The sequence below is a fragment of the Niallia sp. WK069_GA_01 genome (assembly GCF_983173855.1).
Map to the genome: position 1 here is coordinate 3,851,196 of NZ_OZ470138.1, position 25,983 is coordinate 3,877,178.

Genomic DNA, 25,983 nt, shown 5'->3' on the forward strand with positions numbered 1-25,983 from the left:
AGCTTTTTCATTTTTCAACCATTTGATTGGCAATGTTGATTATTTCTTTTTTATGTTCTTCTGTGGGAACACTTTTATTAATATAAATAATAGTATAAGAAACATCCTTCAATTGAAAAACAAGGTTATTATTATAATATTTACCATTAACTCCATTATTTAATTTTATCTCTTCGAAATTAGGTTCTTTGCTTTTTGTAACAGGATAGTCAGCCTTTACTATTAGAATATTTGTATCGTCTTGTTTTTTCGGCAGAGCTCTGAATGTTGCCATTAACACTTTTCCATCATGATTAAGGTCTTCGATGATAGGCGGTTGAAATGTTGCATCAAATGACAATTCTTCTGGTAGCTTCATTTCAAATGGAAGTGCCTCCATCCCCTCCTTAACGGATGCTGCTTCGTACGTTATTGGCATGTTTTCCTTTTGTTTATCTGTCACATCTTTCATCTCTACCTTTTTTAGTTTGGAAGTATCAAGCTCATTTTTATTGGCGTCTTGACATCCAGCCACTAAAAGTAGGAGAATAATCGCAGCAGCTGCTATTTTCTTCAAATATATGCCTCCTTATTACTTTTTTTATTATTTACTCAAACTTCGCAATTATAGATTCCTCTTCATGTATTGACTTAACTTGGTTTAGAGCAATTAGAAAAATGTGATTGATTAATCTTGTAAACATTATTCCTTATAAATAGGGGCAAGATTCTCGTTTCAGGATGCTCGCTTTCCGTGGGGCGTGCGATGAGCCTCCTCGGCGCAAGCGCCTGCGGGGTCTCATCTAACCCGCTAATCCCACAGGAGTCTCGCACCTTCCACTTCAATCAAGCCGTTTTTGATCCATTAGTTGCTGTCGTTGAACTGGTGAAAACATCCATCTGATAGAAATAGATTAAAAGTGCACATTTCGGGAGAACAACGTTGAATAAGAAACACACATGATTTCACACTCACACCCCGGCATGAAAATTTTTTCTAAGCCGGGGTTTTACTTTTTTGTCCATTTTTCCATACTGATTAATGCTATGGGAAGTAATCTTTACGTGCGCTTTTGTGGTGGTTCGACCCTGTATAAGAAACTGTTTGGAATTTGCCTTGTGTACACCCCTTTGTTGACTCTTCAATTTTTGAGGATGATCACGTACAGAAAAATGCTGTTTGACCAAGCTTATTCCACTTTCCATAGACACTACTTTGGAGGTTGTTTTATTTGGACATTTTATTAACCCATTGTGCCGGAATGGATGTTCATCAAAAAGAGATTGTAGTTTGTGCCCTAACTGGCACTAATAATGAATCCATTCAAAAAGAAACCAAGACTTTTTCCACTTTAACCAAAAGTTTATTTGATTTATTAAAGTGGTTAGAAGAAAAACAAATTACACACATTGCTCTGGAAAGTACCGGAATCTATTGGAAGCCGGTATACAACATCCTTGAAGGATATTTCGATATTACTGTGGCCAATGCCCAACGTATTAAAAACGTTCCTGGTCGTAAGACCGATGTTTCAGATGCAGAATGGATTGCCAAGCTTCTTCGTCATGGATTGATTGAAAAAAGCTTTGTCCCTTCCCAAGATCTTCGGGAATTAAGAGATTTGAACCGTTTACGCAAGAAATGGGTTGGTAACTTAACAGCTGAAAAAAATAGAATTTCAAAGGTCCTCGAATGTTCAAACATAAAGCTTGGTTCAGTTATTTCTGATATCTTTGGGGTTTCTGGACGTAAACTTTTGAAACAGTTAGTCGATAATGGATACCTTGATAAGGCTGATGTTGATGCCAATATCCATCATTCTCTCCGCAAGAAGGCTGATACCATTTCCGATTCTCTTTTCGGAACATTAAATGAACATCAAATGTTTATGATTAAAAGCTCTTGGAATCATATCATGTATTTGGAAACTTCCATTCAAGAACTTGAAAATAGGATAGATACCCTGCTTCATTCCTATCAAGAAGAAAAAGAAATACTTTTATCTATCCCAGGTATAAAGGAACACACAGCTGCTGTTATTATTGCGGAAATCGGAACAGATATGAGCCAATTCCCTTCATCAAGACATTTAGCTTCTTGGGCTGGTGTATCACCTGGCAATAATGAAAGTGCTGGTAAAAAGAAAAGTTCCAAAAGCGTTCAAGGAAACCCACATATAAAAGCTGCTCTTTGTGAGGTTGCTTGGGCTATATCAAGGTCGAAAAATACCTCAATGTCAAATGTTTTTTGGTCTCTATCTGCAAGAAGAGGAAAGAAAAAAGCTTTACAGGCTATTGCACATAAAGTTTTAAGAATTATATATACCCTATTTATTAATAAGCAACACTTCTCTGAACCACGTCTAGCTGGTTAGACGACCTTCCATTACAATACTCTATTAAGGTTGTGATTTTTTTAAAAAATTGAGGTCACACCCTTTCTTTACTATTGTCTTTTTTCTAGAAGTCCACGCTTCAAGATTTTCTTTACACCAAAATCCTGTACCCGCCCTATCAAATAGAACACGTTACTGTATTATACAGATACCCAGAATAGCCACTCGCCCGTTTTATTTTCACAGAAAAAAGCACAAGCGCCTTGTTCAGACTCGAAAAAAAAATGTTCACATGACTCGAAAAGTGCTTTTTACTTTTAGAGGAATGAGGAAATACTCACAAGGGCTTGCTGTTTGCTAGACACTCATCTAAGTTCAAAAATTTTATCCTTTCTTATCTTCTAAAAAAAATCAACACTCCATTGTTTAGCAATAATATCTTGTAATGAATTTCGAAGACAAGAATTTATTCTAAAACAGGTTGCTTGTAACGGAGGGTGCGAAGACTCCTGCGGGAAATGTGGGAAGGCTGAGACCCCGCAAGGCAACGCCGAGGAGGCTCAGCTCCCACCCCGCGGAAAGCGAAGCAACCCGTAGTGGAAAGCAATCCCCACAATAAAAAACAAGCCTCCCATTTTTATTGTTCTAAAACGAGTAATATCAAGACTTGCAAACGAATTTGAAGGTGCGAAGTTAAAGTTATTTACGATTAACTTTATGAAAAGATTCATATATTATTCATCTTAAAAAATCATCCTAACATTAGGATGGAGCAGAATTCTCATTTAAACGAGCAATAAATTCTCCAAATGCTTCCTTCCCTGTGTTTGATCGTTTAAACACACCAGCATGATGCAAGATCCTATTAAACACAATGCCTACTTCTTTTCTTAAAATCTCCTGTACATTCGCTTTCGACAAATCCGAATATTTATCTTTTATTTCTAATGCCCAATCAAGATGTTTACACACAACTGGATTAGTTTGTATTTTTGTCTGTGGATCTTTTGAAATCAAGCAGTCTGCTAAAATAGCCAGCTCTGCCTTTAATCGTCCAGGTAATACAGCTAAGCCCATTACTTCAATCAGTCCAATATTTTCTTTTTTTATATGATGTACTTCCTTATGCGGATGGAAGATGCCAAATGGATGCTCCTTATTTGTTCGATTATTGCGAAGTACAAGATCCAATTCGAATACCCCGTTCTTATTTCTCGCAATTGGCGTGATTGTATTATGAGGTGTAGAATCGCTAAAAGCAAAAATATCTACTTTTACATCACTGTACCCCATCCATTTCTGAAAAATAAAATCAGCCGCCTCAACGATATCTGCTATCTGCTTGCCTTGCAAACGAATAACTGACATGGGCCATTTTACGATTCCAGCTTGGATATTTGGAAATCCAGCTAACGAGAAGGTCTTTTCTATTTCCATTTTCGCCATAGGAAAATCATGAAATCCACCTTGAAAATGTTCATGTGACAAGATAGAACCACCAACTATTGGCAGATCTACATTTGACCCCATAAAATAATGTGGAAACTTCTCTACAAAAGCTAATAAATGCTTAAATGTTTTCTTGGATATTTGCATCGGCGAATGTTCAGATGAAAAACAAATGGCATGTTCGTTATAATACACATATGGAGAGAATTGCAAAAACCATTGTTCCTCCCTTAACTGAACAGGAATAATACGATGGTTTTGACGAGCAGGGTGATTTACCCTTCCTGCGTAGCCTGCATTTTCTTTACATAGTAAACATTTTGGATAATTCGTTGCAGCTAATTTTTTTGCGGCTAATATGGCAGTCGGGTCTTTTTCTGGTTTTGATAGATTAATAGTAATTTCTAATTGACCATATTCAGTTGGAGCTAGCCACTTTTCATTTTTAGCAATTCGGTCTTTGCGTATATAATCAACATATTTTGAATAATGATAAAACCAGCTTGTTGCTTTTTGAGGTCCATTTTCTTGGTAGTATTGATAAAATTTCCGATTAATTTCAGAGGGAAGTGGCATAAAGCAACCCATAATTTTAGCATCCAGCAAATCTCGATACGTAATTGTGTTTTCTGTTAATACATTGTTTTCAGCTGCCCAATCTAGTATACGGTCGAGTGTTTCTGTTAAATGAAATTCTGTTTCTTCTTTCTGATCTTCTAACTCAAAATAATCCAAGTTAAGCACTTCTATTATTTTATTGCGAACAACCTCTATATCCCATTCTGTTATCAGCTGTTCGTTTACAGCATATTGTAATAATCGATTTATCTCTTTACATATATTTATATTTATACTCATACAAAATCCCCTCATTTTTCACTTCTCTATCTTCATTCAAAGAAATTTCTCCATGCTTTCCCCGGTCGCCATTCCAAAGATTTCTTTTGCTCCATCTCCTACCTCGACCACATAAAAATCAGCTGTTAATCCCGTTTTTGTCGTATATTCTTTTCCAATTTGTTCAACAACATTATTTAAATGACTCTTTTCTACAATACTTATTGTACATCCACCAAACCCAGCTCCCGTCATTCTAGAACCAATGACCCCTTGCTGCGCCCAGGATGCCTCAACTAAAGCATCTAATTCTGTTCCCGTTACTTCATAATCATCGCGGAGGGAAATATGCGATTGGTTCATTAATTGTCCAAATCCTGCAATATCACCATTTCGCAGATTAATGACAGCTTCTTTTGTTCGGGCATTTTCATAAACGGCATGTCGCGCTCTTTTTCTATCTACTTCTTTTTTTATCACATGCTGATAGGAGTCAAATTGTTTTGGATCTAATTCACCTAATGATTGGATTGGCAGCTCTTTTTGTATATCCCTTAGCGCTCTTTCACATTCGCTTCTCCGCTCATTGTATTTAGAATCAGCTAATCCTCTCCGTTTGTTTGTATTAGCAATCACTAAAGCTGCATTCTCTAGCTTTAGAGGACTGTATGTGTACTTTAATGTTTGACAATCCAATAAAATGGCATGATTTTCTTTACTCATGCCAATTGCAAATTGATCCATAATTCCACAATTAACACCAATAAACTCATTTTCTGCTTGCTGACATAATTGAACCATTGCAACAGATTCTATCTTTAAATCAAATAGATTTTTGACTAATACGGCTGTTGCCACCTCAATAGAAGCAGACGATGATAAACCTGCACCATTAGGGATTTGTCCTGCAAATAGCACATCAAAACCAGCTTCCAAATGAAATCCATGCTTGTATAACGTCGCCACTACCGCCTTTGGGTAATTTGCCCAATCATGCTGCTTTTCGTATTTAAGTTCATCTAAAGAAAATTCTATCATCCCAATCTCTTCAAAATTAACAGAATACATTCTTATTTGGTTATCTGTTCGTTTTTTCGCAATGGCATATGTTCCAATGCTTAGTGCACAAGGGAAAACATGACCTCCATTATAATCTGTATGTTCCCCAATCAAGTTCACACGACCTGGCGCAAAAAAACAGCGTATCTCATCATGCGTCGTTTTGAATACATCGATAAATGTTGCAAATAGTTTATTGTCCATTTTTATCACCTGTCTATTTTTTTATAATTGACTTGATGCTTAATTAGTCCGCTGATTCTTGCATTCTTTTAGAGAAAATCATAAAGTATTTTCGTTCCCCTTGATTATTAGTTGAACTTATCAGACCTTTATGGACAATTATTCCACTCTAGCTTTCCATGCCCTCATTTATTAAGCGTTTACATTTTTAATTTTACGTTTTATTTTTAGCATTCTCAATGGTAAAATAACGATTATAAAAGGGTAATATTTTGCTTGTTTTATCTTTGGAAAATTCATTTCACTAGGCTGTTTCCTAAAGAAATATGCCCTAACTGATTGTTTCTAACTTTTAAGAAAGCAGGTAAATATTTTGCATAAAAAGAACTATAGCATATATGCGTATCGCTTTAATGAGTCCATTACAAAGGAGACAGCTCAAATATGGTCTGTTGGCTGGGAAAAACAAACGAGTCCTCTCTATAACTGGAAGGGGAAAAAACGCAAAGAAGAACAGATGTATGTTTTTCAATACACCTTGTCTGGATTTGGCATATTGGAGATTGCAGGGAGAAAATATAAGCTAACTGCCGGAAAAGCATTTTTCATCGATATTTCTGATGAATATTGCTATTATTTACCTGAAAACAGTGATCATTGGGAATTCCTCTTTATTACGTTATACGGAAATTCTGTTCAAAAATGTTGGGATTTTATTCAATCTCATTATCAGAATATATTTCATTTGGGGATGGAGGCAGGTCCTATTCAGCATCTGCTACAAATTTATACACTAGCTAGTGAAAAAAACATGAAGGATGCCTATCAAGCTTCAAGTAACGCTTATGAATTTATGATGAAACTGTATCAATATATGAAATACAGTGAACAGGAAAAGCTGCCTGAAAGCATTTTTCACGCTACTTTATTTGCTCAAAACCATTATCATGAAAAGATAGGACCTGATGAAATGGCAGCAGCCTCCTCCCTTTCGAGGTATCACTTTACGCGTTTGTTTAAAAAAACGACTGGCATTACGCCCATCCAATATTTAACGAATATCCGCATTTTAAGAGGAGCCGAATTATTATATGAAACAAAATACTCTATTGAGGATATTGCACAAAATATCGGTTATGCAAATGCCAATTATTTCACCAAAGTTTTCCGACGATCTACTGGCCAAACACCAGGAGATTTTCGAAAAAGCAATCAATTACCAAGCAATCGAATCTTTTTGCGTTAGCATAAAGCATGCCGATTTTATCAGGATGCGACAAGCCGATTGCTTTTGAGCACCGGCTTTTTGTTTGAGGTTTTGTTGCTATTGCATAAGTAGGGTGATCTTTCCAGAATATCCGCTCTCAACAGCTTATTTTTCTTTTTCAAAAATTTCTATATATAAAGTACCTTTCTCATAATTAAAGTTTAATTTTTTTCCTGGAGTTAACATGTTCTCTAACAAATCTTTTGAAGCTTGCAAAGCCATTTCCATTCTATCTATTTTTTCCACCTCTTGATCTGATAGCATGCTTGGTCTTTCTCGCATCTCTGTTACTTTTTGCAAATTATCTGAAACAGATTGGTAAATTGCATCATACACTTCTTCTGTATTCATGCACGCCACATCCTTATTATTCATCAAATTAGTTACTAGTTTAAATAGTAGCATATATTTGCTCTTATTCTTCTCAAACAGCAGCAAATATTTATCTTCCCCCCCATCATTTCCTCTTTCCATTTTACATTTAATAGTGGAAAGATAGGTGTTAAGCAACCCTTTTCTTCCATTATCATAAATAAATAACAAATGGGCTATCCAATAGACACTTTATTGACTGATGGATAGCCCCTGCTTATTATATACATTAAACTTCCTTCAAATGCCAAACAAAACTCTGAAAATCTCCATCTATATGAAAAGGGATAGCAAGGCCATAGGAAGACAATTCATCTCCTCCATGTATTGTACCTGTATTATCAACCAAATAGTTTTTATATTGATTTAATCCTTTTAGCTTTATAAAGCGAATCGTTGCAGCTGGTTCAGCCAAAACTCGGAAATAAAAGACTAATACTTCTGTTTTTTCTTTATTTATAAATAACCAAGCTGTTTCATTTCCTTCAAATGGGCTTAACAACCGGTAAAAATCACCAAACTGAATGAACTGACGATATTTTTTGTATGTAGCTACAGCTCTGAAGAGTAAAAGTTTTTCGAGATAATTCCACCTAACACTCGCCAAATATAGGATAATTAGGATATACAAAACCCTATTATATTGATATTTGGGAGGATTTTTTTTATGATAACTAGAAAAGACAAACGTGATAAAGAAAAAGGGATAAACTTTTTATTCGAGTTTCTGAAAACGCAGAAACACTTTTTTAAAGATTTTAATAAGTTGCTTAAAAAAGTAAAGGATCCAAGACACCAGGGCTATACCATTTATGACCCAGAAGTCCTTTTGATGATGGTTATTTTAAAAAACACCTGTAATCTAAAAAGCATGCGTGAAATGACGAATGAATTCAACAAGGACGAGTGCATTGAAAATATAGGAAAAATTTTAGGGATTGAACATTTGGAAGAATTACCCCACTATGACACAATCAATAATTTTCTTTCTCGGTTGAAACCAGCAGAACTTGAACATATCCGAACGTACATGATCAAAGAATTATTGAAAAAGAGGTGCTTTGATTCTTATCGGATTGAGGGGAAATATTGGGGCGTTATCATTGATGGTACAGGCATTTTCACGTTTAATGAAAAGCATTGTGACCACTGCTTGAGACGAAATTACAAGGAAAAGGATAAGGAAACGGGTGAAGAAAAAACAAAGACCATCTATATGCATCACGTCCTAGAAGCTAAATTGGTTGTTGGAGATATGGTGCTGAGTGTTGACTCAGAATTTATTGAAAATGAATCGGAAGACGTGGAGAAACAAGATTGTGAACTAAATGCTTTTTATCGATTGGCTACAAGACTTAAAGACACATTCAAACGGCTGCCCATCTGTATCATTGCCGATAGTCTTTATGCGTGTGAAAAGGTCTTTAACCAATGCAAGAAATATAAGTGGAACTATTTATTTCGATTCAAGGAAGATCGCATCAAAAGTATTGCCAGTGAGTTTCAGGTATTAAAAAATATGGAAGACAATGTCTTGAATATAAATGAAGATAGCCAACAAGGAAGAATTACTTGGGTGAACGGAATTGTTTATAGGGAACATCAACAAAGTGTGCTGGAATACGAAATGGAGACGAAAAAGGGAAAACAAAAGTTTCTTTTCCTTACCAACATAAAAATCACAAAAAAGAATGCCAAAAGGCTCGTTAACACTGGACGAAGCCGTTGGAAAATAGAAAACGAGGGATTTAACAGACAAAAAAACCTACGCTATCACATTCAACACGCAAGCAGTAAAAATTACAATGCCATGAAAAATCATTATTTATTGGCCCAGATTACAGAAATCATAATGGTGCTTCATGAGCAAGGGTCGAAAGCATTGAAGCGCGTCAAAAAAACGGTAAAAGAAATATCCTCGCGACTGTTAGAAGCCTTGCGCGGGCAAACACTAACAAACGAGGATATAGTACAACTGGGAAAACCAATGCAAATTAGATTTACCTAGTGCCATAATTATAACAAAAGGATGTGGTGTTGGGAAAGAGAAAAGTAGTTATCCACAATTTCACAATGGAAATGACGAAATTGGCTTGTCTTTTTTGGTAAAAAGGACGAAAATGACAATGGTAAATTTTTACATGTGAATAAGTTACTTTAACATCTTTCACATTTTTTTATCAAAGTTTACTCCTCGGAGCTGATGTAGCTATTTGCTGTTTGACTATCTTTTTCTCGTTTTTTGTCAATTTTGTTAAATCAAGCTCATAGCCAAGATTTCCAGACATCGCTACATCTCCTCTCATTTCAAGGGATGTACAACGGTGAACTTGATGATTAGGGACAGCTGAAACATGAGATCCCATTGTGATAATCGGGTAAACAAGACTTGTTCCATACTGTATTTTCAGTCTTGAAACAGCATCCGTATTATCACTTAGTCCAAGTTTGCGGCATATAATAGAGCATTCCAGGATCAAAGCGTCCACCCCCGCCTGAACAGCTTTCAAATAAAATATGCGGGAAACAAGTGGTAAGTTCTTCCAATACTTTATATAAACCTAACATATAACGATGGGCAGTTTCCCTTTGTTGATCTGCACTCCTTGCTGCTGAACCAATTTCCGACATATGTCGATTCATATCCCATTTCACATACGAAATAGGTACGCTTGATAAAATAGCAGCAACTTTTCTGGTAATCTCCTCACAAACATCATCCCTAGAAAAATCCAATACTAACTGATGTCTGCTTTCAGAATTGGCTCGTTCTGGCACATGTAAACACCAATCAGGATGTGCTCTGTATAAATCACTATCTTCTGATACCATCTCCGGCTCAAACCATAGCCCAAAACTCATTTGACGACTTTTCACACGCAAAGCTAAATCCTCTAAACCATTTGGCAATTTTTTTGTATTGACAAACCAGTCTCCCAATGACGTAGTGTCATCGTTGCGGTTGCCAAACCAGCCATCATCTAGTACCAAAAGCTCCATTCCTAATTCTTTTCCTACCTTGGCAATAGCTTCTATCTTTTCTGCATTAAAATGAAAATAAGTCGCTTCCCAATTATTAATTAAGATTGGTCTTTCTTTATCCCGATAGCTTCCTCTGCATAAATGATTCCTGTATAAATCATGAAAGGTTCTCGACATTTCTCCTAAGCCTTGATTAGAATAAGTCATTACCACTTCTGGAGCCTGGAAGACTTCATTCGGTCTAAGCTTCCAGCTAAAATCAAATGGATTTATTCCCATTGAAACTCTCGTATTCTGAAATTGATCCACTTCCGCTTGTGCAAGAAAGTTCCCACTATACACAAAGCTAAACGCAAATACTTCCCCGAAATCTTCTGTAGCATCCTTCCTTACTAAAGCTATAAATGGATTATGCTGATGGCTGCTTGCCCCTCTTGAACTATCTGCCAGGATTTAACGGCTGCCTTTTTATATGGCGCTCTTTGCCCCAAGCACCATATAAATGAAGCAAGTCAAAGTCACTTTCACGAAAATCAACATTGACACTTAAGCAACTCAAAACCTTTAACGTTTGAGTACCAACATTACAAATTTTTACGGACCGGGTAATAACATCATAATCAGCAAAAACCGTATAACTTAATTGTACTTCCATTCCTGCAACCAAATCTTCGAGAATAATCTCCAATGTTTCTGCTTCCTTTTGTTTTTCCACATACGTTCCAGGAAGCCCAACTAACTTCTTCTTATCATCTACTATTTTATGAGATTTATAACGCAAATCCGTTATAGTCGATCCATTTTCCAACTGTATTTGATAGGCGGGAGTTCGAAAATCCGTATTTCCATATTGCGGATATTCCTGAGGAAGAGTATCCAGTGAAAAACTTCTATCCTGCTTATTAGGATTTCCTGAAAAGGCACGATTTACATACTGAATCGGATTGCTATTTCTAAAATTCCGTATTTTATTTCCCCAATAAAGATGAGCCAAATAATTTTCTCTCACAATCTGCATAACATAACTTGTATTTTTTGCTCTTAAGTGAAATATTTTTTTCTTCTCATCAAAATAAATAAGCATAGTTAGGTTTTTCTCCTTTTCTCTGATTATTTGATTGCTGCTCTAATACGTTTTCCCATCAACTCAAACTTCGCAGTTATTGATTCGTCTTTTTGGATGTTTGTTTGTAAACGTTATTCCTTATAAATAGGGGCAAGATTCTCGTTTCAGGATGCTCGCTTTCCGTAGGGCGTGCGATGAGCCTCCTCGGCGCTTGCGCCTGTTAGGTCTCATCTAACCCGCTAATCCCACAGGAGTCTCGCATATCCGCTCCAATCAAGCCGTTTTGATTCATTAGTTGCTGTCGTTGAACTGGTGAAAACATCCATCTTATAGAAATAGACGGAAAGTGCATATTTTGGGAGAACAACGTTGAATAATAAACATAAAAAATCAACGCTACTAGTATTTAGTAATCATACCCTGTAATGAAATTCGAAGACAAGAGCTTATTTGATAGCCACATGAAGAACAGAGTTGACTGGAAGGAAAGTTTTTAGCCACTGTCACGACTTGTTTTCCATACCATTTCGCTTTATATTCGATCATGCTTTTGAACGCAGACTATGATACTTCACTAATGGCTTTAGCAAGATGGGGATTTCTAAGCATAGTGGACACCGACAAACCTTCCAATCCAATTATGTCGTGAGCAGCGGTTGTTTGCTCTTTAATAAATAACGAAGTGGGAGCGTTTTCATCTTCTGTTAAAAAAGAAACATCTACTCCTTCTCCTCTAACACTGTTTCGAATTCTCTTGCCAAATTCATCTTTCCCAATCTTACTGATCCACCCCGTTTTGTAGCCAAGCTTCGCTAAACCAATTAATGTATTTGTTTCAGCTCCTGCTATGCGAGTAGAAAAATTTTGAACATATCGGAGCTGGCCATTTTCATTAGGTGAAAACAATACCATTGTTTCTCCTATACTTACTACATCCATTTACATTTCTCATTCCTTCCTTGATTGCCTGGGAATCTATAAGACTTAAAACCTTAGATTCCCACCCAGCATATTTAATAGAAACTACTTATGCAATTCCATAGCCAATACTTGAGGCAACCTTCTTTGCTGTATCTGTAAGTTTTTCCACAATAAAATCCTTTTGTTTAACCATTCTTTCCTTAGGACCAGCCACACTTATTGCTGCTTGAAGCTTGTTATCTGCCCCAAAAATAGGAGCTGCTAAACAAAATAGCCCATCTTCATTATCAATGGAATATCCAAGATTGTTGAAAAAGGTTAGTTGATTTTCCAGCTGCTGCTTATTCGTTAAATAAGTAAGCGCTTCAAAAAAATTATGACCGTTTTGTGAAAACACTTCCATTTATATTTTTATCCATTACAATGTAATTAAGAAATATTTTTTTATTACAACATAAAAAAGAAGAAATTTTTTTCACTATCAATCTATGTGTTTCCGCTTCTCTATATTATTTCATTAGGAGTGACAAAAAATGATGGAAAATCGTTTATCAACGATCAAGCCTTATACTCGTGCTATCTTAAAATCTCATTTATGTTCTTGTGGTATTGACTATAACAAAATGGATAGGCCTGTTATCGCAATTGCTAACTCTTGGAATGAAATTGTTCCTGGACATGTACATTTAAGGCAGCTTGCAGACCATGTCAAAAAAGGAGTCATTGATGCAGGCGGGCTTCCTTTAGAATTTAATACCATCGCAGTATGTGATGGCATTGCCCAAGGACATGATGGAATGAAGTATTCCCTTCCAAGTCGAGAAGTAGTGGCTGACAGTGTCGAAACAATGGTAAAATCCCATGGTATCTTTGATGGGATGGTTGTGTTAAGCTCCTGTGATAAAATTGTCCCTGGCATGCTGATGGCAAGTGCTCGTTTAAATTTACCAAGTCTTGTTGTACTTGGTGGTGTTATGCCTAATCATATAAAACCAAAAGAATCAAAAGCAGCAAGACAACAATTCCTTGCTGGCAAGTTAGATGAAAAAGGCTTAGTAGAAGTAACAAAAAAATACTATCCTAGTGCAGGCGCCTGCCCTTTCCTTGGAACTGCCAACACGATGCAAGGACTATCTGAAGCACTCGGTATGTCTTTACCTTTATCGTCTTGGATGCAAGCGTTATCAGACGAACAGCTGCAAGCAGCAGAAGAAGCAGGGCGCAAAATTGTCGAACTTGTGAAAAAAGATATTAAAGCTCGCGATATTTTAAATTTTGCTGCTTTTAAAAATGCGATTTCTGCTTTACTTGCAATGGGTGGATCTTTAAATGCTTGTCTGCATCTTCCAGCAATTGCCCATGAAGCTGGCGTTGAACTGCCAATTGAATTATTTGATGAAATTAGCCGAAATGTTCCTTTTATCGCTGGTGTAACTCCAAATAACAATGAATATACAACAAATGATTTGCAACGCGCCGGAGGAATGCCAGCATTAATGAATGAACTAAGTAGCCATTTAGAATTAGATGCCATGACAGTCACAGGAAAAACAGTTCGTGAAAACATAAACGGGGCAAAAGTTTTTGATCGTGAGGTTATCCACTCTTTAGAAAACCCGATAGACAAAGAAGGCGGTATTGCTGTACTGAAAGGTAATTTAGCAAGAGAAGGCGCATTAATTAAACAATCTGCTATTTCAGATGATCGAAAAAAATTCATTGGAACTGCTATTGTTTTCAATTCAGAAGAAGATTTTTTAGAAGCTTTTGAAAACGATATTATTGAAGAAGGCCATGCTGTAGTTATCCGCTATGAAGGACCAAAAGGCGGACCAGGCATGAGAGAGCTTCATCGTTGTACAGAAGTGTTAGCAAGATTTAAAGAAATTGCGTTAATTACTGATGGTCGTTTTTCAGGTGCATCTGCCGGTTTATCGATTGGATATGTTAGCCCAGAAGCAGCTGAAGAAGGCACAATAGCACTTGTTCGGGACGGAGATATTATCTCTATAGATGTTCCGAACCGTTCTCTAACATTAGAAGTGGCAGAAGACGAACTAAACAAGCGTAAAGAACAACTACAAGTTTTAAAACGAGATGCTAGTAAATTTTTACGATTATATTCTCAAAGCTCCAAATCAGCAGCAAGTGGCGCAGTGCGAGTTCTATCACTTTAAGGAGGCTATTCCTATGTTAAAAAAATATGAAATATTAAATCAAATACATGCTGGCAAAGTAGTTGCCGTTATTCGGGGTGAAAATGAACAAGAGGCGTACGAAATAGCCACTGCATGTATAAGAGCTGGGATTCAAAATATTGAGTTAACGTTCACCACCCCTAATGTGATCGATGTCATAAAAAAATTGTCACTTGATAATAAGAAGCAAGAAACTGTTATTGGAGCTGGCACCGTGCTTGATGCAGAAACAGCAAGATTAGCGATTATTAGTGGGGCTACCTATATTGTCAGTCCTCATTTCTCAAAAGATATTAGCAGTATCTGTAATTTATATTCCATTCCTTATCTGCCTGGCTGTTTGAGTGCTACCGAAATGGTCGAAGCATTAAAATCAGGGGTCGATGTGGTTAAAGTATTTCCTGGAGGTTTAATGGGACCAGGTTATATAAAGGATATAAAAGGACCGCTTCCTACTATTAACCTAATGCCTTCTGGTGGAGTTTCCTTAGAAAATGTAGTGGATTGGCTGGATAATGGAAGTTTTGCTGTTGGAATTGGCAGTGTCTTAACAAACGGAATTACAAAAGGAAACTATGCAGAAGTAGAAAAAAGAGCAAGATTATTTGTTGATAAACTAGCAAATTATTAAACTTTCTCTTATAGACTTCATTTTTCAAAAATTTTTCTACTTTCTTACCTTTAGAAAGAGACTGAGACCTAACGAAATAGATAATAGGTAAAGACGAACCTTCACTAATTTAGCACGTAAATGGTTACTTCCCTATACTGGTTATTTATGTTTTTTAATAGATAAGTATAAAAACTATGTTGTTCCATTGCGCTACAGACACTCGCTTTCCTCTACTTCCCGCAGGAGTCGAGTGTCTTCCGCTCCATTCCAATTCGTTTTTAAAGGCTATTTTCTAAAACCTAATTCTTTTACCAAGAAAAAAACGAAATAGATTGGAAAATGGAGCAGCCTGAATACACGAGACTCCGCGGCTCAGCGCGAGCCCCACGGAAAGCGAAGTGTATGCGGGATGCGGGTGATTACCACAAACCTTCTTTTTTACATGAACAAAAAACCCAAACCATGATACGAAATATTTTTTACATCTTCGTATCAGTGTTCGGGTTTATCTTCGGCTGGAATACTTATGTCCCTGTCTTTTTCTTTTTAATCCGTCTGCTTACAGAACGACGCCTTCTTTAGAAAACAGGTTTCTCCCCTTATTAAAAGCAGGCAAAGCATCTCCGTGCGCTCTTATTAATTCTTTTGTCATATTCCAAATTTCATCTAATGATAAAACAGAAGATGCATGCGGATCCATCATTACTGCCTGATATACGTAATCAATATTTCCGGTTAAAGCTGCTTCAACCGTTAACTGCTGTACATTAATATTTGTGCGATTCATCGCAGCCAGCTGTGGAGGCAGATCCCCAACATGGATTGGCTGAATTCCTCTTTTATTAACAAGGCAAGGAACTTCTACACATGCATCTGTTGGCAGGTTTGTAATTAAATTCGTATTCATTACATTCCCCCAAATTTCACGATTCGTACCTGTTTCAATCGAATGAATAATTGGCGCTCCATACTCATGGCTTTTTTCCGTATAAATCGGTTCGCCTTTTTCAATTTTTAATTTTGTCTCAGCAAACCGCTGCAAATTTTGTTCACTTCGACGAATATATTCATCTATTGGAATATCAAATTGATTAATTAAATGATCTCTTTTTATAAAATAAGGAGTATACTCTGACATATGTTCGCTAGATTCTGTCACAAAATAATTCAATCTTCTCATCATCTCAAAACGAACTTTGTCTTTATTATAAATTTCTGCCTTATTCATGGCTTCAAAAAGGGCTGGATATAAATCTTTTCCATTATGTTTTAATTCTAAAAACCAAGCCATATGGTTAATACCCGCTACTTTATATTGCAATTCATCTGCTGGGAGTGATAAGTAAGAAGCAAGATCATCCGTTGTATTTTGCACGCTATGACAAAGGCCAACTGATTTAATAGAAGAAGCTTTTTGGATAGCAAGGATTAACATTGCCATTGGATTTGTATAGTTTAATAGATAGGCGTTTGGACATACTTCTTCCATTTCTCTGCAAATATCCAACAAAACAGGAATAGTTCGAAGTGCACGGAATACTCCTCCAACCCCTAATGTATCCGCTATCGTTTGCTTTAAGCCATATTTTTTAGGAATTTCAAAATCAAGTACTGTCGCTTTATGCATGCCTACTTGAATTAAATTTAAAACATAATTAGCATCTTGCAAAGCCAGTTTTCTATCCAGTGAAGCTTCTACCCTCGCTTTATTGCCATTTGCCTCTATAATCGTCTGTACCATTTTTTCTGCTGTCTGCAGTCTATTTGCATCAATATCCGTTAACGAAAAAACAGAATCCGCCAACTCTGGAAAACTTAACACGTCCGTAATTAATCTCTTTGCAAATACAACACTTCCTGCACCAATAATCGTAATTTTCGCCATGATAATTCCTCCCAATTTTTATTTTCCTTTTTAATAAAAACTGTTTTTACAATAAAAATCCCGACCCTTCTTAATGACTAAAAGCAGGCTTATACTTTGTCTTTCAAATTTTCGTTTCTTTAAAAAAGGTTACTCTTTCATTCCGGAGTTCACCAACCCTTTAATAAAAAATCGTTGAAAGAAGAAAAATACGAGCAGCATCGGAATTAAGGATAATAAAGTTAAACTCATAAGTTGTGTCCATTCCACATAATGCTCTCCTTTTAATGAGGCCAAGCCTAATTGAACGGTATACATGCTCTTTTCAGAAACAGCTATTAATGGCCATGCAAGCTCATTCCACCGCCACATACTTGTGAATATGACAAGAACAGCTAGAAGTGGTTTTATATTCGGCAAAATAACCTTTACAAAAATCTTAAATTCACTTGCCCCATCTATTCTTGCTGCCTCTAAAAGGGAATCAGGAATATTCATCATATATTGCCTTGCCAAAAAGAGACCAAAAGCTTCAGCAGCTCTTGGAACGATTAAACCAGCGTAGCTGTTCAGCCATCCAACTTCTTTTAGAATAAAAAAATTGGGAATCATCGTAATTTGCACAGGAATCATTAATGTGCTCAGTACCATTATGAATAGAAGATTCCTTCCCTTGAATTTGTATTTTGCAAAAGCAAAGCCAGCAAGACAGTTGATAAATACCGTTAAAAGAACTGCGCAAACAGTGACAATAACCGAGTTACCAACATATCCAGCAAATGGAGCGGCCTGCAAGGCATCCGAAAAGTTTCCCCATTGCATGGTTTCAGGAAAAATATGAACCTCTTTTGACTGTACTTCAGCTGGTGTCTTTAATGCAGTGGAGACCATCCAAAGAAATGGAGTTAAAAAAAGAATAGCGGCACAGCTTAACAGAAGAAAAATCAATTTGTTTTTTATGTTTTTTGGCCGGATTTTTTTTAACGGTACGTTATATACTGCTTCCTGACTTTTCGCCGTCTCTATTTCTGTTTTCATTCTTTATCCCTCCCTAAGCGTAATTGAATAACCGTTAAGATCATCATAATAAGGAAGAAAACCGTTCCCATTGCTGATGCATATCCCATTTGTCCCTCTTGGAAGGCTTTTTGATAAATGTATTGGACGATGACGGTTGTGGAGAATCCTGGTCCTCCATTTGTCATCGTGTAAATTAAATCAAAGACCATAAATCCATGAATAACTTCCATCACAATAATAAAAACAGTAGTCGGCTTAATCATTGGCAAAGTAATTTTCCAAAACTTTTGAAAGGCTGTTGCTCCATCCATATTTGCCGCTTCATATAATTCATCTGGAACTGCTTGTAGTCCAGCGAGGTAAATAACGAGACAATAACCAATCCTTAACCAAAGTGTCGTTAAAATGATGGCAGGCATTGCCCAGGTAGAGGAGCTTAACCAGCTGACACCTTCCAATCCAAATCTCGACAGTATTTCATTAAATAATCCGTAATTCGGATTAAACATCCAAGACCAAATCAAACCTGCAGCTACCATTGATACAACGACCGGAGCAAAAAATATGGCTCTAAAAAAAGACCGGAGTGGTATTTTACGGTTAAGCAAGATTGCTCCCAATAAACCAAATGCTGCACTAAAAGGCACCGTACCTGCCGTATAATAAACGGTATTGCTTAATGCAACCCAAAAAATATGGTCAGAAAAAAGTTTTATATAATTCTCGAAGAATATAAATGTTGGTTTACCTAAGATACCCCAATTATGAAAGCTTAAATAAAATGTAAATACAATAGGAAGTATCATAAATATCAGAAACAAGAGTATATTAGGCGTGATAAATAGATATGGTGCTATATTGGTAGAATGCTTTTTATACCATCTTGCTATATTCGCCATGATCATCCCTCCATTTTTTTTAAAGTATCGAAAAGGGCGGAGCTACTCCATTCTTATGGTAGTAAACAAATATTGCTGCTTTTCTGATTATTTTTTCACTAATTCATTAATTTTTTTATTTAATTCTTTAGCTGTTTTCTCTGGTGATGCATCCGATGTAAATAATTCATCAAGTGAATCAGCTAAAGCTTGATTGATAGTAGAAAAATTAGTAGAAGTTACAACTTTCGCTTGTTGTTCAGGAATCGTTGTTGCCTGATTAATAAACACATTCATCATTTTTGGATCTTTCAACTGATAAGTGAAATCAGAGATATCCGTTCTTCCAGGGAGAAACAATCCCTTTTCAACAAAATACTTCATATTCTCTTTTTCCCCCATAAAGCTAAGAAACTTTTTAGCTGCTTTTGCATGTTTCGTTTCAGCAGCAATTGCTAATCCATTCCCGCCTAAATCCGAGGAAGCGGTTTCATTTTTTGGCATATACGTAACGCCCCATTCAAAATCTTTCATGTCGCTTTCAAATTTAGGAATCATCCAATTTCCATTGATTAACATCCCCACATTTCCAGAAGTGAATAACATATTATAATCATCCGAACTTTTCAGACTATTTCCTGGAGACATCGTTTCTTTATACATTTTTTTCAAAAAGGAGAATGTTTCTACCCCTTCTTTTGTTGCAATATTCCCACTTTTTAAATCATCCGTTAATAATGCAGCTCCATGCTGGGAGAAAAAAGGGATCGATCGATAGGCAGATGTTGCATTCCAAGCAACTCCGATTCCGTTTTTTGCTAGCCCTTCGTCTTTAATCTTTTTACCTATCTCTAAAAACTCTTCCCATGTCCATGCATCTTCTAATTTTTCAGGTGCTTTTATGCCAAGTTTATCGAAATACGTTTTATTGTAAAAAACAGCAATGGTATCTGTATGATGGGGAAGACCAAATATTTTATTGTCATATGAAACAGCTGTTATTAAGCTTGAATTAAAGTTGACTTTTTCCTTTTCAAATAAATCTGTTACGTCTAATAGAGCACCTTGACTTGAAAACTCCCCAAACTTTTGATATTGCGAGCGGAAAATATCTGGTGCATCTCCTGCAGCAAATCGTGTTTGCAGCTTAGAATAATAATCACCGTTGTTTGGAGGTGGCACAAGGCTGGCCTTTATTTTAATTGCAGGATTTTCTTCCTCAAATTTTGCAATCAACTCAGAAAAAGCAGCTTCCTCTCCCTGCGCCCCAGCCCAATATACAAATTCTATTGTTTCTTTTCCATCTTTTCCGCCACTCGTTTCTTCTTGTGGTGCTGCACATCCAGTAATAAGTGTCATTATTCCAATTAAAGCAATCAGTCTCAATAAATTCCTTTTCATGAAAAGTTCCTCCTTTAATGTCAGCTCATTTATTATGGATAAAGGTAATAGAAAACAGCTTCTTCTTTAATACTTGGCATGATAGATGCAGGATTGATCAACAGGAGCGTCCATTTTCCTACTTTGAACAAATGGACGCTTCGTTCGTTTTATATTAAAAACTTACAGCTATTGCGGTCAATTAGTTTTGTCGGAACAATTGTCTGTAAAGGCAAACTATTATTATATTGAATTTTTTGTATAAGCATTCTAACTGCAATTCTTCCTATCTCTTCTTTATATACATGAATAGTTGTTAATGGAGGTGTTAAAAAGGATGACATTTCCAAGTTATCAAATGCGATGATTGAGATGTCTTTTGGTATAGAAAGTCCAGCACTTTGAATAGCTTTATATGCTCCATATGCCATCCTGTCACTGGCTATAAACACAGCTGTCGGTCTCTTCTTTTGTTCTAAGATTTTATTCATTGCATGAAAACCTTCTGTTATTTCAAATTTCCCCTCTTGCACCCATTCAGAAATAAGAGGAAGATTATGTTTTTTTAATGCTTCTTGGTAGCCAAGATATCTTCCTTCTTCTTCCAATAACAAATTAGAATCTCTAATAGAGGATCCTATAAAACCTATATCTCTATGGCCTTTTTCGATCAAGTTAGTAACAGCATTCATTCCAGCTTGAAAAAAATCGACGGTTACAAAATCTACATTATTGTTTGGAATACCGCCAGCAGATATGACCGGTGCCTTCTTTGCCAACGTGGAGATAATTTCTTTTTCCATAGATCCAACACTGATAATGGCAAGATTGTCTCCATCAAGAGCATAATTGGATTGAATAAGCTCCTTCGTATCATATGTAAAACTTAAAATATGTCCTTGATCTAAAAGTTCTCTTTCGATTCCATAAATAATTTCTGAGAAATAAGGATCATAGTATTTTCTTTTCATATTGTAAAGAACACAACCAAACCTCACCTCAGAAAATTTCTCGTCTTTTCGCTGAGTATTTCTACCTTTCTTATAGCCTAAATCTTTAGAGAGTGCTACAATTTCCTCGATTTTATGCTGATCAACAGATGTTGGATGATTATTAAGTACTCTGGAAACAGTGGAAATAGATACATTTGTTTTTTCTGCAATATCTTTTAACGTCACCTTCATTTCAACACCTCCTTTTATGAAAACGCTAACATTTTATTCATAAGCTGATTGTAAATGGAATCCCAGAAAAAAACAAGAAATTTTCTCAGAAATTTTTCTACATTATTCGTCAAAAGCAATACTACCAAGTTGTTAATGTGAACAACGAACAATCTTAATTTTTGTAAAAAAAGTGGGAGACTTTTTTATGAAAACAGTTCCAAAACGCTATTTTTTCCTTTAAAATAGAAGAGAAGAAAAAATTTTTCTATAAACATTTTGTTGTCAGTAAATTTTTTTTATCTCATCGTCACTTTAAAGTGTGTTCAAAATTAGAAGAACTAGAAGCAAACGAACTTAGAAAAGAAAGTTTGGGTCGCAACTGCGATATCACTTGCTTTTGTTGTTCATTTTTGGAATAACCACTTTAATACTTCCATACAAAGGAGATTTATATATGTTAAATAATTCCTTCTATTTAGGCGTTGATATTGGAACAACCAGTACAAAATCTGTTCTTTTTGGCGAGGCTGGTAAAGTCATTAGTATGCATCATGTGGAATATCCATTATATAGCCCTGCTCCTGGTATTGCGGAACAGGATCCTGAGGAAATCTTTCAAGCAGTTCGAGATACGATAAAGACTACTTTAAAAAAAGGAAAAATCAATACAGCTGATTTAAAACTCGTTTCCTTCAGCTCTGCTATGCATAGTGTAATCGCTTTAGATTCAAAAGGAAACCCTTTGACCCGTTGTATTACATGGGCAGACAGCCGTTCAGCAGATTGGGCAGCTAAAATTAAAAATGAATTAAATGGCATGGAAATTTATCGAAGAACAGGCACGCCAATTCATCCGATGGCACCGCTTTCAAAAATAGCGTGGCTACGAACAGATTTTCCAGACATTTTTTCAAAAACAGCTAAATTTATTGGTATTAAAGAATATATTTTCTATAAATTGTTTGGTAAATATATGGTTGATTACTCCATAGCATCAGCAACTGGGATGTTTAATCTAAAGGAACTTGCATGGGATAAACAAGCACTAGAAATCGCCGGTATTTCAGAAGATCAGCTTTCTGAACCTGTATCTACCACTTATTATCTTAAAGGTTTAGAAGCAGACTATGCTGAAGAATTTGGTATTTCAGAAGAAACACCCTTTATAATTGGTGCTAGTGATGGCGTTCTTTCTAATCTTGGTGTAAATGCTATTGATCCAGGGGTTGTTGCCGTAACGATTGGCACAAGCGGCGCTATTCGAACAGTAACGGATAAGCCTGTTACTGATCCAAAAGGAAGAATTTTTTGTTATGCCTTAACGGAAAACCACTGGGTAGTTGGCGGACCTGTAAACAATGGCGGCATGACCTTTAGATGGGTTCGAGATGAATTGGCTTCTTCAGAAGTAGAAACGGCAAAACGTCTCGGCATTGATCCATATGAAGTGTTAACGAAAATCGCTTCCCGTGTTTCACCAGGATCTAATGGACTGCTTTTCCATCCTTATTTGGCAGGGGAAAGAGCTCCGTTATGGACTTCCAATGCAAGAGGATCTTTTTTTGGACTTGGGCTGCATCATAAAAAAGAACATATGGTGCGTGCTGTATTAGAAGGAGTAATCTTTAATCTTTATACTGTAATGCTTGCCTTACAAGAAGTGATTGGTGCGCCAAAGCAAATTCAAGCAACTGGTGGCTTCGCTCGTTCTGAATTATGGCGGCAAATGATGGCAGATATCTTTGATCAAGAGGTGACTGTTCCAGAGAGTTTCGAAAGCTCATGTCTTGGAGCTATTGTTTTAGGAATGTATGCTTTAGGAGATATAGAAGATTTTTCTATCATGAAAGAATTAGTTGGCAGCACACATTCTCATAAACCAATAAAGGAAAATGTAGACATTTATCAAGATTTAACACCCATTTTTATCCGTGTATCTAGACTTCTTGAAAATGAATACGATCAGATTGCTGATTTCCAACGTAAATGGGTAAAATAAAACATCAACTTGTTCTATTCGTGTAAGGAACTGGCCCAAGATTTTTCTTGGGCTTTTTAGGCTGGCTTTGGCTCTCTCAATAAGTCCGCAGGCGGAACACACTTCGCTTTCCATGGGGCGGGCGGCGAACCTCCTCGGAGCTATGCTCCTGTGTGGTTTTGCCTGTCCCGCAATTCCCATAGGAGTCTTCGTGTATTCTGGCTGCTCCCTGCTTCAAACTTTGGCCATAAAACAAAATAGAAAGATGCTTCTTTTCGTATGCCATGATGCAGATTTTTTTTTGCATAGTTTGTCTATCTGAGGGTATTCGTTTCTTGATAGGAAAATGGTTCTATACAGCCTGAAAGTTTTTTACAGTTGTGCTTTGTGAAACTTTAAAGAGGCTGAGACATAACTAAATAGATAATAGGTAAAGACGAACATTCTCTAATTTAGCACGTAAATGATTACTTCCCTATACTGTTTATTTATGTTTTTTCATATAGTTAACTCAAACTTCGCACCTTCAAATTCGTTTGCAAGTCTTGATATTACTCGGTTTAACAATAAAATGGGAGGCTTGTTTTTTATTGTGGGGGTTGCTTTCCACTACGGGTTGCTTCGCTTTCCGCGGGGTGGGAGCTGAGCCTCCTCGGCGTTGCCTTGCGGGGTCTCAGCCTTCCCACATTTCCCGCAGGAGTCTTCGCACCCTCCGTTACAAGCAACCTGTTTTAGAATAAGTTCTTGTCTTCGAATTTCATGACAAGGTATGATGACTAAATACTAGTAGCGCGTTGATTTTTTATGTTTATTATTCAACGTTGTTCTCCCAAAATGTGCACTTTTAGTCTATTTCTATAAGATGGATGCTTTCACCAGTTCAACGACAGCAACTATTGAATCAAAACGGCTTGATTGGAGTGTAAGGTGCGAGACTCCTGTGGGATTAGCGGGTTAGATGAGACCCCGCAGGCGCTTGCGCTTGCGCCGAGGAGGCTCATCGCACGCCCCACGGAAAGCGAGCATCCTGAAACGAGAATCTTGCCCCTATTTATACGGAATCATGTTTGCAAAAAAAACACGAATTAATCATCCTTTTCTAATTACTCTAAACCAAGTTATGCTAATACATAAAGAGGAATTTATAACTGCGAAGTTTGAGTTAAGTATAAAAACTAGGTTGTTCCATTGCGTTACAAACACTCGTTTTCCGCGGGAAGAAGAGTGTTTGTAGCTCCATTCCACTTCGTTTTTTAAAGGCTATTTTCTAAAACCTAATTCTTTCACCAAGAAAAAAATGAAATAGATTGGAAAATGGAGCAGGCTGCGGGTGATTACCACAAACCTTACATAAATAAAAAACCCAAACAATGATACATCTTCGTATCATGGTTCGGGTTTATCTTCGGCTGGAATACTTATGTCCCAGCTTCTTTTTGATCTTTAGTTTTGTTGAATGGTCTTTTTTTATATTCTTACTTTTTATATCATTCTACTAGTTTATTTGCTTTCTACACTATGGCCTCCAAATTCGTTTCTTAATGAAGCGACTACTTTTCCAGCGAATGTATCTTGTTCGAGTGAACGATAGCGCATCATTAAAGATAAAGCTGTTACGGGCATGGATGCTTGTAGCTCTAATGCTGTTTCTAATGTCCATTTTCCTTCACCAGATGAGTGCATAATCCCTTTTATTCCTGCGAGCTTAGGATCTTTTGAAAATGCATTTTCTGTTAGCTCCATTAACCATGAGCGAATAACAGAACCGTTATTCCACACTTTTGCTACACTTTCATTATCATATTCAAACTCACTTTTTTCTAATAGTTCAAACCCTTCTGCAATCGCTTGCATCATGCCGTATTCAATACCATTATGAACCATTTTTAAGAAGTGACCACTTCCACTTCTCCCAGCATATACGTAACCGCTTTCTACGCAAATATCTAAAAATAGTTTTTCCATTTGACGAAAGATTTCTTTCTCTCCACCAATCATCATGCAAGCTCCATTTCGTGCCCCAGAAGTACCTCCGCTTGTGCCTACATCTAATAAGTAAATCCCTTTCTCTGCCAGCTCATTGGATCGACGGATTGAATCTTTATAATGGGAATTCCCTCCCTCAATAATGATATCACCTTCTCCTAACAGCCCTGCTAATTCTTTTAAAATATTTTCAGTAACATCGCCTGAAGGTACCATTACCCAAATAACTTTCGGTTTAGGCAGATTATTTACAAGTTCTTTTATGGAAGAGGCTCCATTCGCACCGTCTGTAATTATTTTTTCTACAGCGCTTACATTTACATCAAAAGCTGTTACACTATACTTATGATCGATTAAATTCATGCCTAAATTATATCCCATTTTTCCAAGACCTATTAAACCAATATGCATGACTCAAATCACTCCCTATTGAAAAATTATTTCATATT

At 36.5% G+C, this 25,983-nt stretch carries 18 protein-coding genes and 2 pseudogenes; 6 read left to right on the forward strand and 14 right to left on the reverse strand.

What is annotated here, in order from left to right; all coding sequences use genetic code 11:
- Positions 1–7: 7 nt before the first annotated feature.
- Positions 8–556 (reverse strand): hypothetical protein, encoded by a 549-nt coding sequence (locus AC5LWL_RS17980; RefSeq protein WP_493435588.1) that lies wholly within the window; start codon positions 554–556, stop codon positions 8–10.
- Positions 557–1,211: 655 nt separating this feature from the next.
- On the opposite strand from AC5LWL_RS17980, the gene AC5LWL_RS17985 reads away from it, so the two are divergent.
- Positions 1,212–2,354 (forward strand): IS110 family RNA-guided transposase, encoded by a 1,143-nt coding sequence (locus tag AC5LWL_RS17985; protein WP_493432573.1) that lies wholly within the window; start codon positions 1,212–1,214, stop codon positions 2,352–2,354.
- Positions 2,355–3,077: 723 nt separating this feature from the next.
- Here AC5LWL_RS17985 and galT read toward each other — a convergent pair.
- Positions 3,078–4,610 (reverse strand): UDP-glucose--hexose-1-phosphate uridylyltransferase, encoded by a 1,533-nt coding sequence (galT, locus tag AC5LWL_RS17990; RefSeq protein ID WP_493436654.1) that lies wholly within the window; start codon positions 4,608–4,610, stop codon positions 3,078–3,080.
- 48 nt (positions 4,611–4,658) lie between these two features.
- Complete coding sequence (locus AC5LWL_RS17995) at positions 4,659–5,864, reverse strand: galactokinase (RefSeq protein ID WP_493435589.1); 1,206 nt, start codon at positions 5,862–5,864, stop codon at positions 4,659–4,661.
- Positions 5,865–6,216: 352 nt separating this feature from the next.
- Between AC5LWL_RS17995 and AC5LWL_RS18000 the strand changes: the two genes are divergently transcribed.
- Entirely contained in the window at positions 6,217–7,089 is an 873-nt protein-coding gene (locus AC5LWL_RS18000; protein WP_493435590.1) for an AraC family transcriptional regulator, read from the forward strand.
- Positions 7,090–7,215: 126 nt separating this feature from the next.
- Here AC5LWL_RS18000 and AC5LWL_RS18005 read toward each other — a convergent pair whose 3' ends face one another.
- Positions 7,216–7,653, reverse strand: coding sequence for a hypothetical protein (locus AC5LWL_RS18005; protein ID WP_493435591.1), 438 nt, complete (start codon positions 7,651–7,653; stop codon positions 7,216–7,218).
- A gap of 58 nt (positions 7,654–7,711) precedes the next feature.
- Positions 7,712–7,984 carry a GH36 C-terminal domain-containing protein gene (locus tag AC5LWL_RS18010; RefSeq protein ID WP_493435592.1) on the reverse strand — a complete coding sequence of 91 codons (273 nt, stop codon included), beginning with the start codon at positions 7,982–7,984 and terminating at the stop codon, positions 7,712–7,714.
- A 165-nt stretch (positions 7,985–8,149) separates the two neighbouring features.
- Here AC5LWL_RS18010 and AC5LWL_RS18015 point away from each other — a divergent pair, with 165 nt between their 5' ends.
- Complete coding sequence (locus tag AC5LWL_RS18015; RefSeq protein WP_493432582.1) at positions 8,150–9,490, forward strand: transposase family protein; 1,341 nt, start codon at positions 8,150–8,152, stop codon at positions 9,488–9,490.
- Positions 9,491–9,689: 199 nt separating this feature from the next.
- Here AC5LWL_RS18015 and AC5LWL_RS18020 read toward each other — a convergent pair.
- From AC5LWL_RS18020 to AC5LWL_RS18030, 3 genes and pseudogenes are all read right to left on the reverse strand, one after another.
- Positions 9,690–11,548, reverse strand: a pseudogene (locus AC5LWL_RS18020) (alpha-galactosidase); the annotation flags it as partial.
- Between the two features lie 402 nt (positions 11,549–11,950).
- A pseudogene (locus AC5LWL_RS18025) lies at positions 11,951–12,469 on the reverse strand (PfkB family carbohydrate kinase); the annotation flags it as partial.
- 88 nt (positions 12,470–12,557) lie between these two features.
- Entirely contained in the window at positions 12,558–12,854 is a 297-nt protein-coding gene (locus AC5LWL_RS18030; protein WP_493435593.1) for an IclR family transcriptional regulator domain-containing protein, read from the reverse strand.
- A gap of 130 nt (positions 12,855–12,984) precedes the next feature.
- Between AC5LWL_RS18030 and ilvD the strand changes: the two genes are divergently transcribed.
- Together ilvD and AC5LWL_RS18040 are read left to right on the forward strand one after the other, a co-directional pair.
- The gene (gene ilvD / locus AC5LWL_RS18035) at positions 12,985–14,628 is read left to right on the forward strand and encodes a dihydroxy-acid dehydratase (protein WP_493435594.1); all 1,644 of its coding nucleotides are present in this window, start codon (positions 12,985–12,987) and stop codon (positions 14,626–14,628) included.
- 13 nt (positions 14,629–14,641) lie between these two features.
- Positions 14,642–15,280 carry a bifunctional 2-keto-4-hydroxyglutarate aldolase/2-keto-3-deoxy-6-phosphogluconate aldolase gene (locus AC5LWL_RS18040; protein ID WP_493435595.1) on the forward strand — a complete coding sequence of 213 codons (639 nt, stop codon included), beginning with the start codon at positions 14,642–14,644 and terminating at the stop codon, positions 15,278–15,280.
- Positions 15,281–15,821: 541 nt separating this feature from the next.
- Here the strand turns inward: AC5LWL_RS18040 and AC5LWL_RS18045 are convergent.
- The 5 genes from AC5LWL_RS18045 to AC5LWL_RS18065 all read right to left on the reverse strand — a co-directional run bounded on the left by AC5LWL_RS18045 (position 15,822) and on the right by AC5LWL_RS18065 (position 21,588).
- Positions 15,822–17,147 carry an alpha-glucosidase/alpha-galactosidase gene (locus AC5LWL_RS18045; protein WP_493435596.1) on the reverse strand — a complete coding sequence of 442 codons (1,326 nt, stop codon included), beginning with the start codon at positions 17,145–17,147 and terminating at the stop codon, positions 15,822–15,824.
- Positions 17,148–17,276: 129 nt separating this feature from the next.
- Complete coding sequence (locus AC5LWL_RS18050) at positions 17,277–18,164, reverse strand: carbohydrate ABC transporter permease (RefSeq protein ID WP_493435597.1); 888 nt, start codon at positions 18,162–18,164, stop codon at positions 17,277–17,279.
- The gene (locus AC5LWL_RS18055; protein ID WP_493435598.1) at positions 18,161–19,045 is read right to left on the reverse strand and encodes a carbohydrate ABC transporter permease; all 885 of its coding nucleotides are present in this window, start codon (positions 19,043–19,045) and stop codon (positions 18,161–18,163) included. Before AC5LWL_RS18055 ends, AC5LWL_RS18050 begins: the two co-directional genes overlap by 4 nt.
- Positions 19,046–19,132: 87 nt before the next feature.
- Entirely contained in the window at positions 19,133–20,425 is a 1,293-nt protein-coding gene (locus tag AC5LWL_RS18060; protein WP_493435599.1) for an ABC transporter substrate-binding protein, read from the reverse strand.
- Between the two features lie 149 nt (positions 20,426–20,574).
- On the reverse strand, positions 20,575–21,588 hold the full coding sequence (locus AC5LWL_RS18065) for a LacI family DNA-binding transcriptional regulator (RefSeq protein WP_493435600.1): 1,014 nt from the start codon (positions 21,586–21,588) through the stop codon (positions 20,575–20,577).
- 436 nt (positions 21,589–22,024) lie between these two features.
- On the opposite strand from AC5LWL_RS18065, the gene gntK reads away from it, so the two are divergent.
- Entirely contained in the window at positions 22,025–23,569 is a 1,545-nt protein-coding gene (gntK, locus tag AC5LWL_RS18070; RefSeq protein ID WP_493435601.1) for a gluconokinase, read from the forward strand.
- Positions 23,570–25,048: 1,479 nt separating this feature from the next.
- Here the strand turns inward: gntK and gnd are convergent.
- Entirely contained in the window at positions 25,049–25,945 is an 897-nt protein-coding gene (gene gnd / locus AC5LWL_RS18075; RefSeq protein WP_493435602.1) for a phosphogluconate dehydrogenase (NAD(+)-dependent, decarboxylating), read from the reverse strand.
- Positions 25,946–25,983: the final 38 nt, after the last annotated feature.